The following is a 13,373-nucleotide window of genomic DNA, read 5'->3' as shown; positions in this document are numbered from 1 at the left end:
CCCCCCCCCCTCTTTCCCCCCCCCCCCCCCCCCCCCCCCCCCCCCCCCCCCCCCCCCCCCCCCCCCCCCCCCCCCCCCCCGGTCCGGTATTCCCCTGGCCACCTGTCACCGGATGTTGCGGGAGATGTCCCGCCTCGGTCTGGTGGTCCAGCATCAGAATGGTCAGTACACCATCGGGCACCTGCTCTGGGAGCTGGGGATGCTCTCCCCGGTGCAGCGCGGGCTGCGACAGGTGGCCGCGCCGTTCATGCAGGACCTACTGGCCGCCACCCGACAGATCGTCAACCTGTTCGTGCTGGATTCCGACCGTGCGCTGCTGGTGGAGCGGATGTCCGGCTCGTCGGTGGGTTCCCCGTTCGCGGTACCGGGGGACCGGTTGCCGTTGCACACGAGCGCTGCCGGAAAGGTCTTCCTGGCCCATGGGGCATTGGAAGGGGACCAGTTGAGCGCCCTCTCGCTCACCAGGGAGACGGCCCACTCAATCGCCCACCCGTCGCGGCTGCGAGAAGAGCTGGACCTGATCGGCAGGCGCGGCTGGGCGACCACGGCCGAGGAGCACGTCGACGGTGCGTGGGGTCTGGCCGTCCCGGTCTTCGGCGGTGCGCGTGAAGTCGTCGCCGCGCTCGGCATCGTCACCGTGGCCCCGCTGGAGGATCCGAGTCGTGTGGTGCCGGCACTGAAGGTGACGTCGGCGGCCATCTCCCGAGCAATGGCGGGCCAGGAGATGCGCGAGAACTGACTCAGCAGGACTCCCGATCGGCTCGATGCCCGAGCCACCTGGCGACGGGCAGCAGCACCGCGAGCGCCATGAATCCGCTCAACACCACGCAGGTCACCGCAGCCGATCCGGGCATGTTGGTGGCCGCCACCAGCGTTCCCGCGGCCATGTTGCGTTGGGAAACCGATAGCGCAACGCTCACGCCCGAGACCCCGAACAGCCACCCCAGGCACCAGCCGGAGACGCAGGTGAGCACGATCATCTCGGTGATCGCGACGATGGCCACGGTGCTGGCCAGTTGAGCGATCTCGCGGTGGTCCGCCACGGCCTGATTCAGGAGCATCACCACCATTGATCCACGGGCGGCCCGGCCTACCGCCGGGGAGGCGGCTGCAGCCAGCCGAGGCCGGCTGTGGGCGATGCCGGAGCCGGCCAGCAGTGGGAAGGCCATCGTCCAGAACAGGAGCAGCGCCAGGTCTGCAGCGTGCACCTCCATGCCGGTCAGTAGGCGGGGGAGCACCACGGGCAGGAAGACCGTCGTTGCCATCAGACTGGTGAGCATCAACCCTGACGCCACGCTCATGCTGGTGCGGGCCACGCCGGACAGCTGCAGGGAGAAGGGTGCGCCGGCGGCGCACGCCAAGGTGACCAGCCCGCTGCGCACCTCGGGGCCGACGGGGAGCAGGGCGCACAACGTCAGGGTCAGAAAGGGGGTGAGGACGAAGTTGCCCATCAGCCCGGCCAGGACCAGGCGCCCCCGCCGCAGTGGGGCAAGGATCTGGCGGGGCGTGAACTGCAGGCCGACTGACGCGGTACTGGTCACCGCGAACAGCGGCACCGCGATGGCGGCGACGATGCCGGTCAGCTGGTCCACCGTCATGTCAGCAGCACCACCAGGCCGCTGAAACCCAGCAGGACGGTGGCCCCGCCGAGCAGGTGGATCAGAGGTAGGCAGTCCGAACCTGTGACGGTCTCGACGCCGCTCAGGGTGCGGCGGTGGCTCCGACCCAGTGAGATTCGGGCGCCGAGCACAGCGAGGGCGGAGATGATCACCGGCCACACGACGATCGGCCGGTCATGGGTGGCCCAGCGGATCATCAGGCAGGTGACGCCGAGGTAGGCCAGCACTGTGCGCTCCCAGGCGAGGGTGGTGCGCTCCGGTTGCAGGCCAGGGTCCGTACGCGCCGACCATGTGTGGGAGCTCACAACAGGTGTCCTACGAAGACGCCCAGGGCGACCGAAACGCCCAGGGCGAGCACGGCGCCGATCCAGGGCAGGGGCAAGGGCCGATCCTGCCGCATGGCACGTTCAATCTGCACCCAACGGATGGTGGCGCTCGCTGCCAGCATCATGCCGGTGCCGAGGAGCGCCGCCACCAGGGCCGTCCGGACTCCGGCCGGGAAGGCACTCCCGGCGAAGGCTTCTAACCCGACTCCGCCCGCGAATAGGGCAAGCGAGGTCCTTATCCAGGCCAGGAAGGTGCGCTCATTGGCCAGGGAGAACCGGGGGTCGGGCTCCCGACCTGCCCCCAGAATCGCCCGGGACGTCCCGCGTCGCCGTTGCCGGTCATCCACGTCAGCCATGGCGTCAGCCTAGGATGGGGTGCCGACACTGTGGGGGCTCTCCTTTCACTCAGTGGGAGTTCGATCCGACGTGCACTGTCGGGTCGCCCGATAGGCTCGTTGTCATGGTTGAGACTCCTGCCGAGAACCCGTTCAAGCCCGAGCTGTGGGACGAGGTCCCCGGCTTCGAGTTCACCGACATCACCTACCACCGCGCCAAGAATGTGCCCGCCGTGCGCGTGGCGATCAACCGGCCTGAGGTGCGCAATGCCTTCCGGCCACACACCGTCGACGAGCTCTACACCGCCCTGGAACACGCCCGGACCAGCGCCGACGTCGGCTGCGTGCTGATCACCGGCAATGGCCCCAGCGCCAAGGACGGCGGCTGGGCCTTCTGCTCCGGAGGGGACCAGCGGATCCGCGGCAAGGCCGGCTACATGGCCGAAATCGAGGAGGGGGGACGACCCCCCTCGGACCCCCCTCTGGGCTCGGGCGCACCGGCCTCCGCAGGCTCCGGCCTGCCCTCGCCGGAGGAAGGGGAGCGGGCTCGGCGGATGAATACCGGGGCCGAGAAGCCGTCGCCCATTGACCAGGCCAAGCTGGGGCGGCTGCACATCCTGGAGGTGCAGCGGCTGATCCGCTTCATGCCCAAGCCGGTGATTGCGCTGGTCAACGGCTGGGCGGCCGGCGGCGGCCACTCGCTGCACGTGGTCTGCGACATGACCCTGGCCTCGGCCGAGCACGCCAAGTTCAAGCAGACCGACGCCGACGTCGGCTCCTTCGACGCCGGATTCGGCTCGGCCTACCTGGCCCGTCAGGTGGGGCAGAAGGTGGCGCGCGAGATCTTCTTCCTGGGCCAGACCTACGATGCGCAGCGCGCCTACGAGATGGGCACCGTCAACAAGGTGGTGCCGCACGCCCAGCTGGAGGATGAGGGCCTGGAGTGGGCCAAGATCATCTGCGGCAAGTCCCCGACGGCGCAGCGGATGCTCAAGTACGCCTTCAACGCGATCGACGACGGGCTGATCGGCCAGCAGATCTTTGCCGGGGAGACCACTCGGCTGGCGTACATGACCGACGAGGCCGTCGAGGGTCGGGACTCCTTCCTGCAGAAGCGCGATCCCGACTGGTCCGACTACCCGTACTACTACTGAGTTTGCTGGTGGGCCTGGGCTCGGCCATCGTGCATGCGTGGCCTGCTCAGGGCCCGGACCACGGCCCCTGAGCCTGTCGAGGGCTGCTTCCGCTCGCGTCAGCCCAGCAGACCGGCGTTGCGGATGATCCGGGTCAGCGCCTCCACGTTGAAGCGGTCCTCCAGATACACGGCCTGCAGTCCCGCAGCGCGGGCACCATCGGCGTTGGCGGCGACGTCGTCGATGAACAGGGCCTCGGCCGGGGCGATCCCCAGGGCGTCGACGATGTGGCTGAAGAAGTCCGGCGACGGCTTGGCCACCCCCATCTCGTAGCTGTAGAAGGCGCCGTCGGTGTGCTCGGCATAGGGCAGGTGGACCTTCATGTGCTCCCCGCGGATGGCCTGCTGGTTGGTGGCCAGGTAGACCTTGGTGCCGCGCTCGCGCACCCGGTCCATCAGATCCAGCACCCCGGGCAGCGGGGTGGTGTCATTCCACAGGTCAAAGACCTCGTCGGCGGTCACGGGCAGCGACAACTCGGTGAGCAGCGCCTCGACCTCCTCGCGCAGACCGTCGCGGCGCACCAGCAGTGGCTTCTCCCGGGCGAAGAGCTGGTCGAAGAAGTCGTCGGAACTGATCGGGTTGCCCAGTTCTTCAAGCCGGGCGGTCATGCCCAGGCGGAATCCGGGACTGGTCTGCAGGACGCCGTCGCAGTCGAGCAGCAGGGTGGTGAATGGCATGGTGGGCAGCTCCTGGTGGAAGGGGTGGTGGCTCCAGTCTCTCGTGGGGTCTAGGTCACGCGTCAGCCGGTCTCTGCTCTGGCGGTCCGCCGCCCGCTGCGGGGTTGACCCCGCTCACCGCGTCGACGATGAGCTCCAGCAGCCAGGACTGCTCCGGGGAGCGGGCGTGCGCGTGCCGGCTCCAGGCGGACAGGGTGACCGGCTTGATCTGCCAGGGCAACGGCAGGCAACGAAGCCCTCCGCTGCTGGCGAAGGTCTCCGCCACGTACTGCGGGACGATTGCCACCAGTTCGCTGTTGCGCAACAGATTCGGCAGGGCCGAGTAACGCGGCACCTCCACCCCCACTCGCACTCGACGGTCCCGCTGCTGCCCGGGCGGGGCGGTGTGCCCGATCGCGCCCTGCACCACCACATGCTGCTCCGCCTCGAAGCGATGTCGGGTCAGTTCGGCGTCGATCCGGGGGTGGGTGTCCGAGAGCATCGCGACGTAGTGCTCCTGGAAGAGCTCTCGACGTTCCAACCGTCGGGAGTCGAAGTCTGCGCCGGAGATGAAGCCATCCAGTTCGCCGCGCAGCACCTGGTCTTCCACCTGATCCACGTGCAGTGGCTGGATCTTCAGCGTCGACGCGGGGGAGCGGCCGTGCAGCGCCCGCCAGAGCAGCGGCAGCAGGAAGGCCTCGCCGGCATCGGACAGGGCCAGGTGGAAGGTGGTGGCCCGGTCCGGATCAAAGTGGGTGTCGGTCTGGAAGACCGAGTCGATGGCATTGAGCGCCTCGACGAAGACCGGGTAGGCCCGGCGTGCGCGGGCGGTGGGGGTCACGCCGCGTCGTTCGCGCAGGAAGAGCTCGTCGCCCATCTGCCGTCGCAGCCGGTTCAGGGCGTGGGTGACGGTGGGTTGGGAGAGTTGCAGTCGTTGTGCGGCGGAGGTGACCGATCCCGTTTCATAGATCGCGACGAAAGCTCTGGTCAGGTTCAGATCGGCCGATGCCATGCCAAAACAATAGATCAGATCTATGGCAGTTGCACGTAACTTCGATCCCACTTTTGTTCTCACGGGAGATGCTCTGTGAAATAGTTCACAGCAAGCGCGTGACGATGGAGTCGCGCCGAAACCTTGAGGAGGATCGATGGCGACCACCCAGTTCGCCCCCGCAGCCGGGGGAACTCCCGGTCAGCTTGATCGTTGGCCCGTGGCCCTGTGCTGGCTCACGGTGCTGCTGGACGGTCTTGACCTGGTGATGCTGGGCGCCGTCATCCCCACCCTGCTCAAGAGCCAGCACCTGGGCTTCACCGTTGCCGGAGCCACCTCGGTGGCCACCGCCTCGCTGGTCGGTGTGGCGATCGGCGCCGCCCTGGTCGGTTCCTTGGCCGACCGGGTCGGGCGGCGCGTGGTGCTGCTGGGCTCGATCCTGCTCTTCTCGATCTTCACCCTGGCCATCCCGTTCGCCACCTCGGTCGCCATGTTCGCCGGTTTCCGCGCCATTGCCGGCGTCGGTCTGGGCGCCTGCCTGCCGGTCGCGCTCACCTTCATGAGCGAACACATGCCCGACGAGAACCGCTCGCACGCCAGCACCCTGACCATGACCGGCTATCACGTCGGCGCGGTGATCGCGTCGCTGGTGGCCATCGCCGTCGTGCCCGCCTGGCACATCCTGTTCTATCTGGGCGGTATTGCCGGCCTGCTCCTGCTGCCGCTGGTCTGGTTCAAGCTGCCCGAGTCGCATGCTTTCCTTGCCGCCCAGCAGAAGGACGACGGCCAGAAGGTCAGCATCTTGCACCCGCGGTTGATGCGCGCGAATGTCGGCGTCTGGGTCGGCTGCTTCATGGGCCTGTTGCTGGTTTACGGCCTGAACACCTGGCTCCCGCAGCTGATGCAGAAGGCGGGCTACAGCATGTCTGGCTCGCTGGTGATGCTGTTCATCCTCAACCTGGGTGCCGTGGTGGGCCTGCTGGTGGCCGGCAAGCTGGCCGACCGGCGCGGCGTGCGCTCCACCATCCTGATCTGGTTTGCCGCCGCCGCGGTGCTGCTCGCTGCGCTGAGCATCAAGATGTCCAGCACGGTGGCGCTGAACGTGGTGGTGCTGGTCACCGGCATCTTCGTCTTCAGCGCCCAGGTGTTGATCTACGCCTACGTCACCCACGCCTTCCCCGCGGAGGTGCGCAGCACCGCGATGGGTCTTGCTGCGGGCATCGGCCGGCTCGGCGCCATCGTCGGCCCGCTGGTCACCGGCGCCCTGGTGAACGCCGGCCTGGCCTACCCGTGGGGCTTCTACTTCTTTGCCGGAGTCGCCGTGCTGGGCCTGCTGGCGATCTTCACCCTGCCGCACGAGCAGGATCTGGCAAGGCTCCACATCAGCGACGACGAAACGCTCACGCATCAGGGAGCGCCGGCATGAGTCACGGCGACGAGGAGATCCAGCTGCGGGGCGTGGGCTCCATGGCCACCCGGCATCTGCTGGCCGCCCTGGCCGATATGGCCGCCGACCGTGGCGTCGCCCAGATCGCCTTCACCGCGGGCGGCGGTGTGGCTGTCGCCGACGCGATCCGCGCCGGGGAGTCCGCCGACGTCATCGTGCTGGCCCAGAGCGCGGTGCAGACGCTGGCCGAGGAGGGTCACCTGCTGGCCGAGAGCATCCGTCCCGTCTTCGTCTCCGACGCCGTCCTGGGGGTCCCCGCCAACCGCGACGCCCAGGCTCCGCAGACCTCCGAGGAGCTGCGCAGCCTGCTCCTGGCCGCGCAGCGGATCGGGTACTCGACGGGCCCCAGCGGCCAGGCCTTCCTGGCCCTGCTGGACGCGCTGGGCATCCGGGAGGAAGTCGACGGCCGGCTAGTGCAGGCCCGCCCCGGGATGCCGGTAGCCGGAATGCTCGCGGCTGGCGAGATCGATCTGGGGCTGCAGCAGCTCAGTGAGATGGGTGGCACTGACGGCGTCACCATCCTGGGCCCGCTGCCCGCTCCGCACGCGATCAGCTCGGTCTTCAGCGCCGCAGTCGGATGTGCCAGCGTGGAGGGCGAGTCGGCCGCCGCCTTCATCGACTTCCTCACCGACCCGCAGAACCAGTCATTGGTGGAACGTCACGGGATGACGCCTGCCACCGCCATCCGCAATGAGTGCAAGGAGTGTTCATGATCATCGACTGTCACGGCCACTACACCACCGCCCCGAAGCCGCTGGGCGACTGGCGCGACCAGCAGATTGCCTTCGTCGACGGCAAGGGCGACAACCCCGCGTCGGATCCGGTGATCACCGACGACCAGATCCGCGAGTCGCTGGAGGCCAACCAGCTGAGGTTGATGGACGAGCGCGGAACCGACCTGACCATCTTCAGCCCCCGCGCGTCGTTCATGGCACACCACATCGGCGACCTGGAGGTCAGCAAGCGCTGGGCCACCATCTGCAATGACCTGTGCCACCGGGTGAGCCAGCTGTACCCCGACCGGTTCGCGATGGGTGCGATGCTGCCGCAGTCGCCCGGCGCCGATCCGGCCACCAGCCTGCCCGAGCTGCGACGCGTGGTGGAGGAGCTGGGGGCGGTCACCATCAACCTCAACCCCGACCCGTCGGGCGGCAAGTGGACCGCCCCGCCGCTGACCGACAAGTCCTGGTACCCGATCTACGAGGCGATGGTGGAATACCAGATCCCCGCCATGATCCACGTCTCCACCTCCTGCAACCCGGCCTTCCACACCACCGGTGCGCACTACCTCAATGCCGACACCACAGCCTTCATGCAGCTCATCCAGGGTGACTTGTTTGCCGACTTCCCGGAGCTGAAGTTCGTCATCCCACACGGCGGCGGTGCCGTCCCCTACCACTGGGGACGGTTCCGCGGCCTGGCGATGGCGCTGAAGAAGCCGGAGCTGGAGGAGCACCTGCTGAACAACGTTTTCTTCGACACCTGCGTCTACCACCAGCCGGGCATCGACCTGCTGACCAGCGTCGTGCCCACCAAGAACATCCTGTTCGCCTCGGAGATGATCGGCGCGGTGCGGGACATCGACCCGCGCACCGGCCACTACTTCGACGACACCCTGCGCTACATCCAGGCCACCGACCGGCTGGACGGGCAGCAGAAGGAGCAGGTGCTCAGCCAGAACGTCCGCACCGTCTACCCCCGGCTGGACCAGCAGTTGGCCGCCCGCGGCCTGTGACCGGCCGCCTCAACAAGGAGCAGAACATGCGTCTCAACAATCTCGGCATCGTCCATCGCAACATCACGCGCGCCGACCCGGCCGCCGTCGAGGAGCTCTCGAAGTACGGCGTCGCCAGCATTCACGAGGCGATGGGCCGGGTGGGGTTGATGCGGCCCTACATCCGCCCCGTCTGGAAGGGCGCGAAGATGTGCGGCCCGGCCGTGACCGTGCTGCTGCAGCCCGGCGACAACTGGATGTTCCACGTCGCCGTGGAGCAGGTGCAGCCCGGAGACGTGCTGATCGCCGGCTGCACCACCGAGAGCGAGGACGGCTTCTTCGGTGACCTGCTGGCCACCAGCCTGCAGGCCCGCGGTTGCAAGGGCCTGGTCATCGACGGGGGTGTGCGTGACGTGGATGACCTGGAGGAGATGCAGTTCCCGGTCTTCAGCCGGGCGATCAACTCCAAAGGCACCATCAAGGCCACGCTGGGCAGCGTGAACATCCCCGTCGTCTGCGCCAACGCGTTGGTCAACCCCGGCGACGTGGTGGTGGCCGACGTCGATGGCGTCGTCGTGGTGCCCGCCGAGCTGGCCGACCCGGTTGCCGAGGCCGCCCGCAAACGGGAAGAGTTCGAGGGGCAGAAGCGGGAACGCTTCCGTTCCGGCGAACTCGGCCTGGACATGTACAAGATGCGCGAGGGGCTGGAGGCTGCCGGCCTCACCTACCTCGACTGACCAGACACCCGACCAACCCAGCAAAGGATTTCAACCATGAGCAATGCACCCGTTCGCGTGGCAGTGGTCGGCGCCGGTGGCGCCTTCGGCATGAAGCACCTGGAGGGTCTGAAGAACATCGACGACGCCGAGGTGGTGGCCGTTGCCGGATCCAGCGGCGACCTGGCTGCCCTGGCCGAGAAGACCGGCGTCGAGCGCGCCGTCGAGGGCCTGGATGCCGTGCTGGAGATGGACGACGTCGACGCCGTGATCCTGGCCACCCCCACCCCGGTGCACGCCAGCCAGATCATTCAGGCGCTGGAGTCCGAAAAGCACGCCCAGGTGGAGATCCCCGTAGCCGACTCGCTGGCTGACGCCAAGGCCGTCCTGGCCGCCGCCGAGTCCTCGGGCAAGGTGGCGATGGTGGGCCACACCCGCCGATTCAATCCCTCTCACCAGTGGATCCACAACAAGGTGGTCGCCGGCGAGTTCAACATCCAGCAGATGGACGTGCAGACCTACTTCTTCCGTCGCAAGAACATCAATGCCAAGGGCGAGCCCCGCAGCTGGACCGACCACCTGCTGTGGCACCACGCCGCGCACACCGTCGACCTGTTCGCCTACCAGGCGGGAGCGCCCATCGTGCAGGCGAATGCCATCCAGGGGCCGATCCACCCCGAGCTGGGGATCGCGATGGACCTGTCCATCCAGCTGAAGGCCGCGACCGGCGCCATCTGCACCCTGAGCCTGTCGTTCAACAATGACGGACCGCTGGGCACCTTCTTCCGGTACATCGGCGACACCGGCACCTACATTGCCCGCTACGACGATCTGGTCAACGGCAAGGAGGAGCCCATCGACGTCAGCCAGGTGGATGTGAGCATGAACGGGATCGAGCTGCAGGACCGGGAATTCGTGGCCGCCATCCGCGAGGGTCGCGAGCCGAATTCCAGCGTGCAGCAGGTGATGGGCTGCTACGAGGTGCTGGGCCAGCTCGAGGAGCAGCTGAACCGATGAGCGCGTTGCCAACCCGCACCGTCGGGCCCTTCGAGGTGAGCGCGCTGGGGCTGGGATGCATGAACCTGAGCCACGCCTACCAGCCGCGTCCCGCGGAAGAGGTGGGGGAGGCCCTGGTCAATCAGGCCATCGACCTGGGCGTCACCTTCCTGGACACCGCCGCGCTCTACGGCGGCGGCCGCAATGAGGAGCTGGTTGGGCGCGTCCTGCGCACCCGTCGCGATGAGGTGGTGCTGGCCAGCAAGGGTGTGATGCACCTGGTGGACGGCACAAAGGTGATCGACGGCCGTCCGGAGAGCATCAAGCAGAACTGTGAGGACTCGCTGCGCCGGTTGGGCGTCGACGTGATCGACCTGTACTACCTGCACCGCTGGGACAAGCAGGTGCCGATCGCGGAGAGCGTCGGTGCCGTCGCACAGCTGGTGGAGCAGGGCAAGGTGCGGGCGATCGGCCTGTCCGAGGTGTCGGTGGACCGGCTGGGCGAGGCCCAGCGGGTGCATCCGATTGCCGCGGTGCAGAACGAGTACTCGCTGTGGACCCGCAATGCGGAGATCGCGATGCTCGAGGCCTGCGAGCGGAGCGGGATTGCCCTGGTGGCCTTCAGCCCGCTGGGCCGGGGAATGCTCACCGGCGCGGTCCGCGACCCGCAGCTGCTGCCCACGGGAGACATCCGCCGGCCGATGCCTCGCTTCCAGCCGGAGAACTTCGGCCACAACCTGGCCCTGGTGGACCAGCTGGCCGAGCTGGCCCGCGAGGCCGGCTGTACTCCGGCGCAGCTGGCCCTGGCCTGGCTGCTGCACCGCAGCCCGTCGGTGGTGCCGATCCCCGGAACCACCAGCAGCGAACACCTGCGGGAGAACGCGGCCGCAACCCAGGTTCGGCTCGACGAGGACCTGGCCCGCCAGGTCGACGAGCTGATCAACCAGCGCACCGTCGCCGGATCGCGCTACCAGGATGCCCAGCTGGACGAGGTTGACGCCGAAACCTTCTGAGCATCACCCCCGCACCAGACAACCGAACGTATCCCCCGTCGCGACGCTCCCGCGCCGTGACGCGGACCAGCACACCCAAAACCGGCTCCTCCGAGCCGCCACTCATTGCACAGATCAGGAGAACAGCGCCATGGACAAGGAAGTCATCACAACGCGCGTCGGAATCGTCGGGGCAGGTCCCGCGGGGCTGATGCTCTCGCACCTGTTGGCGAAGGAGGGCGTCGACAATGTGGTGCTGGACAATCGTGAGCACGACGTGATTGCCAACACCCATCGCGCCGGCATCCTGGAGGCTGGCAGCGTGCGGATGCTGACCGACACCGGCGTCGGTGGCCGGGTGCTGACCGAGGGCTACGAGCACAGCGGCATCTACCTGCGCTTCAACGGCGAGAACCACCACATCGACTTCAAGGAACTGCTGGGCCAGACCGTGTGGCTCTACCCGCAGAACGAGGTCTTCGTGGACCTGGCGGCCGCCCGCCGGCGCGACGGTGGCGATGTGCGCTTCGGGATTTCCGACACCCAGGTGAGCGGAATCGACACCGACTCCCCGGTGATCTCCTTCACCGATGCCGACGGCGTCGCCAAGGAGATCCACTGCGAGATCGTGGTGGGCGCCGATGGCTCCCGCTCCAAGTGTCGCGACCTGATCCCGGAGGTCAAGCGGGTCAAGTACACCAAGCGCTATCCCTTTGCCTGGTTCGGGATTCTGGCCAAGGCTCCGTTCAGCTCCGACGAGCTGATCTACTGCCGCTCGGACCTGGGCTTTGCCCTGATCAGCCAGCGCACCCCGGAGGTGCAGCGGATGTACTTCCAGTGCTCGCCGGATGAGAATGTGGACGACTGGGACGAGCAGCGGATCTGGGACCACCTGGATGCCATCGTCGCCGGCCCCGACGGCCTCAAGCTCAAGCGTGGCGAGATCTTCGAGAAGGTGATCCTGCCCTTCCGCTCCTTCGTCCAGGAGCCGATGCAGTACGGCAAGCTCTACCTGGCCGGCGACGCCTCGCACACCGTCCCGCCCACCGGCGCCAAGGGCCTCAACCTGGCCTTCGGCGACGTCGCCCTGCTGGCCCCCGCGCTGGTGGAGTGGGCTCGCACCGGCTCCACCGCGCAGCTGGACACCTACTCCGAGCGGGCGCTGAAGCGGGTCTGGAAGTCCCAGAACTTCTCCTACTGGATGACCCAGATGCTGCACACCCAGGCCGACGCCGAACCCTTCGACAACAAGCGCCAGCTGGGCGAGCTGGAATCGGTGATCTCCTCGCCCAAGACCATGAGCTACCTGGCCGAGTGCTACACCGGCTGGCCCTACGACCTGCCTGAACTGATGGAGGACTGACCATGACCCAGCAGCAGAAGCCCACGACGGGCGAGTTCACCAAGACCGACGGCTGGCTGGACTGGTACGAGGGTCCCAGCACGCCCGCCTTCCGGCTGCCGGACGGTGCCGTGGATGCCCACTGCCACGTCTTCGGGCCGGGGGAACAGTTCCCCTATGCGCCCCAGCGCAAGTACACCCCCTGCGATGCCTCGGCCGACCAACTCTTCGCCCTGCGCGACCAGCTGGGCTTCAGTCGCAATGTGATCGTCCAGGCCACCTGCCACGGTGCCGACAACCGCGCCATGGTGGACGCCGTGCGGCGCAGCGAGGGCCGGGCCCGGGGCGTCGCGACGGTGAAGCCCGACGTCACCGCCGAGGAGCTGCAGGAATTGCACGATGCCGGGGTGCGCGGTGTGCGGTTCAACTTCGTCAAGCGCCTGGTCGACGCCGTGCCCACCGACGCGCTGGGCACCATCGTGGAGAAGATCGCCCCGCTGGGGTGGCATGTGGTGATCTACTTCGAGGCCGCCGACCTGCCGGATCTGTACGACTTCTTCAGCTCCATCCCCACCACCGTCGTCGTCGACCACATGGGCCGGCCCGACGTGACCAAGGATGTGGACGGGTCCGAATTCGCACTCTTCCTGAAGCTGCTGCGGGAGAACGGCAACATCTGGTCCAAGGTGAGCTGCCCCGAGCGGCTGTCGGTGACCGGCCCCAAGGCGCTGGACGGTGAGCGGCAGGCCTACACCGACGTCGTGCCCTTTGCCCGTCGGGTGGTGCAGGAATTCCCGGATCGCGTGCTGTGGGGCACCGACTGGCCGCACCCCAACCTGAAGGACCACATGCCCGACGACGGGTTGCTGGTGGACTTCATCCCCCACATCGCCCCCACCGAGGACCTGCAGCGCAGGCTCCTGGTGGACAACCCGATGCGGCTGTACTGGCCCGAGGAGGCGCTGGGAGACCAGTCCGCCGAGCTCGGCAAGCCCACCGCAGAGCACCGTCATGGCGTCGGCGATGACGTCGGCCAGGCCTGACCA

Annotated in this window: 15 protein-coding genes; 10 read left to right on the top strand and 5 right to left on the bottom strand. The window is 67.8% G+C overall.

Annotated elements, in window-relative coordinates:
- Positions 1-142 precede the first annotated feature (142 nt).
- On the top strand, positions 143-739 hold the full coding sequence (locus AAEX60_RS14875; RefSeq protein ID WP_342104468.1) for an IclR family transcriptional regulator: 597 nt from the start codon (positions 143-145) through the stop codon (positions 737-739).
- 1 nt (position 740) lies between these two features.
- Here AAEX60_RS14875 and AAEX60_RS14870 read toward each other — a convergent pair whose 3' ends face one another.
- Genes AAEX60_RS14870 through AAEX60_RS14860 form a run of 3 tightly spaced genes read right to left on the bottom strand, consistent with a single transcriptional unit; the run spans position 741 to position 2,301 of the window.
- Entirely contained in the window at positions 741-1,598 is an 858-nt protein-coding gene (locus AAEX60_RS14870) for a bile acid:sodium symporter family protein (RefSeq protein WP_342104466.1), read from the bottom strand.
- Entirely contained in the window at positions 1,595-1,924 is a 330-nt protein-coding gene (locus AAEX60_RS14865) for a DUF202 domain-containing protein (protein ID WP_342104464.1), read from the bottom strand. Before AAEX60_RS14865 ends, AAEX60_RS14870 begins: the two co-directional genes overlap by 4 nt.
- Positions 1,921-2,301, bottom strand: a complete 381-nt coding sequence (locus AAEX60_RS14860; RefSeq protein ID WP_342104462.1) for a YidH family protein — start codon at positions 2,299-2,301, stop codon at positions 1,921-1,923. Before AAEX60_RS14860 ends, AAEX60_RS14865 begins: the two co-directional genes overlap by 4 nt.
- A gap of 104 nt (positions 2,302-2,405) precedes the next feature.
- Between AAEX60_RS14860 and AAEX60_RS14855 the strand changes: the two genes are divergently transcribed.
- Positions 2,406-3,434: a 1,4-dihydroxy-2-naphthoyl-CoA synthase gene (locus tag AAEX60_RS14855; protein WP_342104459.1), complete on the top strand. Its 1,029-nt coding sequence runs from the start codon at positions 2,406-2,408 to the stop codon at positions 3,432-3,434.
- A gap of 98 nt (positions 3,435-3,532) precedes the next feature.
- On the opposite strand, the gene AAEX60_RS14850 is transcribed toward AAEX60_RS14855, so the two are convergent.
- Together AAEX60_RS14850 and AAEX60_RS14845 are read right to left on the bottom strand one after the other, a co-directional pair.
- Positions 3,533-4,150, bottom strand: coding sequence for an HAD family hydrolase (locus AAEX60_RS14850; protein WP_342104456.1), 618 nt, complete (start codon positions 4,148-4,150; stop codon positions 3,533-3,535).
- A 55-nt stretch (positions 4,151-4,205) separates the two neighbouring features.
- Positions 4,206-5,141 (bottom strand): LysR family transcriptional regulator, encoded by a 936-nt coding sequence (locus AAEX60_RS14845; RefSeq protein WP_342104454.1) that lies wholly within the window; start codon positions 5,139-5,141, stop codon positions 4,206-4,208.
- A gap of 136 nt (positions 5,142-5,277) precedes the next feature.
- Between AAEX60_RS14845 and AAEX60_RS14840 the strand changes: the two genes are divergently transcribed.
- The 8 genes from AAEX60_RS14840 to AAEX60_RS14805 all read left to right on the top strand — a co-directional run bounded on the left by AAEX60_RS14840 (position 5,278) and on the right by AAEX60_RS14805 (position 13,370).
- A complete protein-coding gene (locus AAEX60_RS14840) occupies positions 5,278-6,546 on the top strand; it encodes an MFS transporter (RefSeq protein WP_342104452.1) in 1,269 nt (422 codons plus the stop codon).
- Positions 6,543-7,280, top strand: coding sequence for a substrate-binding domain-containing protein (locus AAEX60_RS14835; RefSeq protein WP_342104449.1), 738 nt, complete (start codon positions 6,543-6,545; stop codon positions 7,278-7,280). The genes AAEX60_RS14840 and AAEX60_RS14835 overlap by 4 nt, the downstream gene beginning before the upstream one ends.
- Positions 7,277-8,302 (top strand): amidohydrolase family protein, encoded by a 1,026-nt coding sequence (locus AAEX60_RS14830; RefSeq protein WP_342104447.1) that lies wholly within the window; start codon positions 7,277-7,279, stop codon positions 8,300-8,302. The genes AAEX60_RS14835 and AAEX60_RS14830 overlap by 4 nt, the downstream gene beginning before the upstream one ends.
- A 26-nt stretch (positions 8,303-8,328) precedes the next feature.
- On the top strand, positions 8,329-9,018 hold the full coding sequence (gene ligK / locus AAEX60_RS14825; RefSeq protein WP_342104445.1) for a 4-carboxy-4-hydroxy-2-oxoadipate aldolase/oxaloacetate decarboxylase: 690 nt from the start codon (positions 8,329-8,331) through the stop codon (positions 9,016-9,018).
- 36 nt (positions 9,019-9,054) lie between these two features.
- Positions 9,055-10,014 (top strand): Gfo/Idh/MocA family oxidoreductase, encoded by a 960-nt coding sequence (locus AAEX60_RS14820; RefSeq protein WP_342104443.1) that lies wholly within the window; start codon positions 9,055-9,057, stop codon positions 10,012-10,014.
- Positions 10,011-11,006 (top strand): aldo/keto reductase, encoded by a 996-nt coding sequence (locus AAEX60_RS14815; RefSeq protein ID WP_342104441.1) that lies wholly within the window; start codon positions 10,011-10,013, stop codon positions 11,004-11,006. The genes AAEX60_RS14820 and AAEX60_RS14815 overlap by 4 nt, the downstream gene beginning before the upstream one ends.
- A 130-nt stretch (positions 11,007-11,136) precedes the next feature.
- Positions 11,137-12,348 (top strand): 4-hydroxybenzoate 3-monooxygenase, encoded by a 1,212-nt coding sequence (locus tag AAEX60_RS14810; RefSeq protein WP_342104439.1) that lies wholly within the window; start codon positions 11,137-11,139, stop codon positions 12,346-12,348.
- A 2-nt stretch (positions 12,349-12,350) separates the two neighbouring features.
- Positions 12,351-13,370, top strand: a complete 1,020-nt coding sequence (locus AAEX60_RS14805; protein ID WP_342104437.1) for an amidohydrolase family protein — start codon at positions 12,351-12,353, stop codon at positions 13,368-13,370.
- The last annotated feature ends 3 nt before the right edge of the window (positions 13,371-13,373 follow it).

The organism is Luteococcus sp. H101 (genome assembly GCF_038433155.1).
GTDB lineage: Bacteria > Actinomycetota > Actinomycetes > Propionibacteriales > Propionibacteriaceae > Luteococcus.
Note: the sequence above shows the minus strand (reverse complement) of the source record. Positions and strands in the feature narration are given on the sequence as shown.

Excerpts from the sequence above, each read along its gene's own strand:
- AAEX60_RS14870 (WP_342104466.1), bottom strand. The coding sequence starts at position 1,598 with ATGACGGTGGACCAGCTGACCGGCATCGTCGCCGCCATCGCGGTGCCG.
- AAEX60_RS14860 (WP_342104462.1), bottom strand. The coding sequence starts at position 2,301 with ATGGCTGACGTGGATGACCGGCAACGGCGACGCGGGACGTCCCGGGCG.
- AAEX60_RS14855 (WP_342104459.1), top strand. The coding sequence starts at position 2,406 with ATGGTTGAGACTCCTGCCGAGAACCCGTTCAAGCCCGAGCTGTGGGAC.
- AAEX60_RS14850 (WP_342104456.1), bottom strand. The coding sequence starts at position 4,150 with ATGCCATTCACCACCCTGCTGCTCGACTGCGACGGCGTCCTGCAGACC.
- AAEX60_RS14845 (WP_342104454.1), bottom strand. The coding sequence starts at position 5,141 with ATGGCATCGGCCGATCTGAACCTGACCAGAGCTTTCGTCGCGATCTAT.
- AAEX60_RS14840 (WP_342104452.1), top strand. The coding sequence starts at position 5,278 with ATGGCGACCACCCAGTTCGCCCCCGCAGCCGGGGGAACTCCCGGTCAG.
- AAEX60_RS14835 (WP_342104449.1), top strand. The coding sequence starts at position 6,543 with ATGAGTCACGGCGACGAGGAGATCCAGCTGCGGGGCGTGGGCTCCATG.
- AAEX60_RS14830 (WP_342104447.1), top strand. The coding sequence starts at position 7,277 with ATGATCATCGACTGTCACGGCCACTACACCACCGCCCCGAAGCCGCTG.
- ligK (WP_342104445.1), top strand. The coding sequence starts at position 8,329 with ATGCGTCTCAACAATCTCGGCATCGTCCATCGCAACATCACGCGCGCC.
- AAEX60_RS14820 (WP_342104443.1), top strand. The coding sequence starts at position 9,055 with ATGAGCAATGCACCCGTTCGCGTGGCAGTGGTCGGCGCCGGTGGCGCC.
- AAEX60_RS14815 (WP_342104441.1), top strand. The coding sequence starts at position 10,011 with ATGAGCGCGTTGCCAACCCGCACCGTCGGGCCCTTCGAGGTGAGCGCG.
- AAEX60_RS14810 (WP_342104439.1), top strand. The coding sequence starts at position 11,137 with ATGGACAAGGAAGTCATCACAACGCGCGTCGGAATCGTCGGGGCAGGT.
- AAEX60_RS14805 (WP_342104437.1), top strand. The coding sequence starts at position 12,351 with ATGACCCAGCAGCAGAAGCCCACGACGGGCGAGTTCACCAAGACCGAC.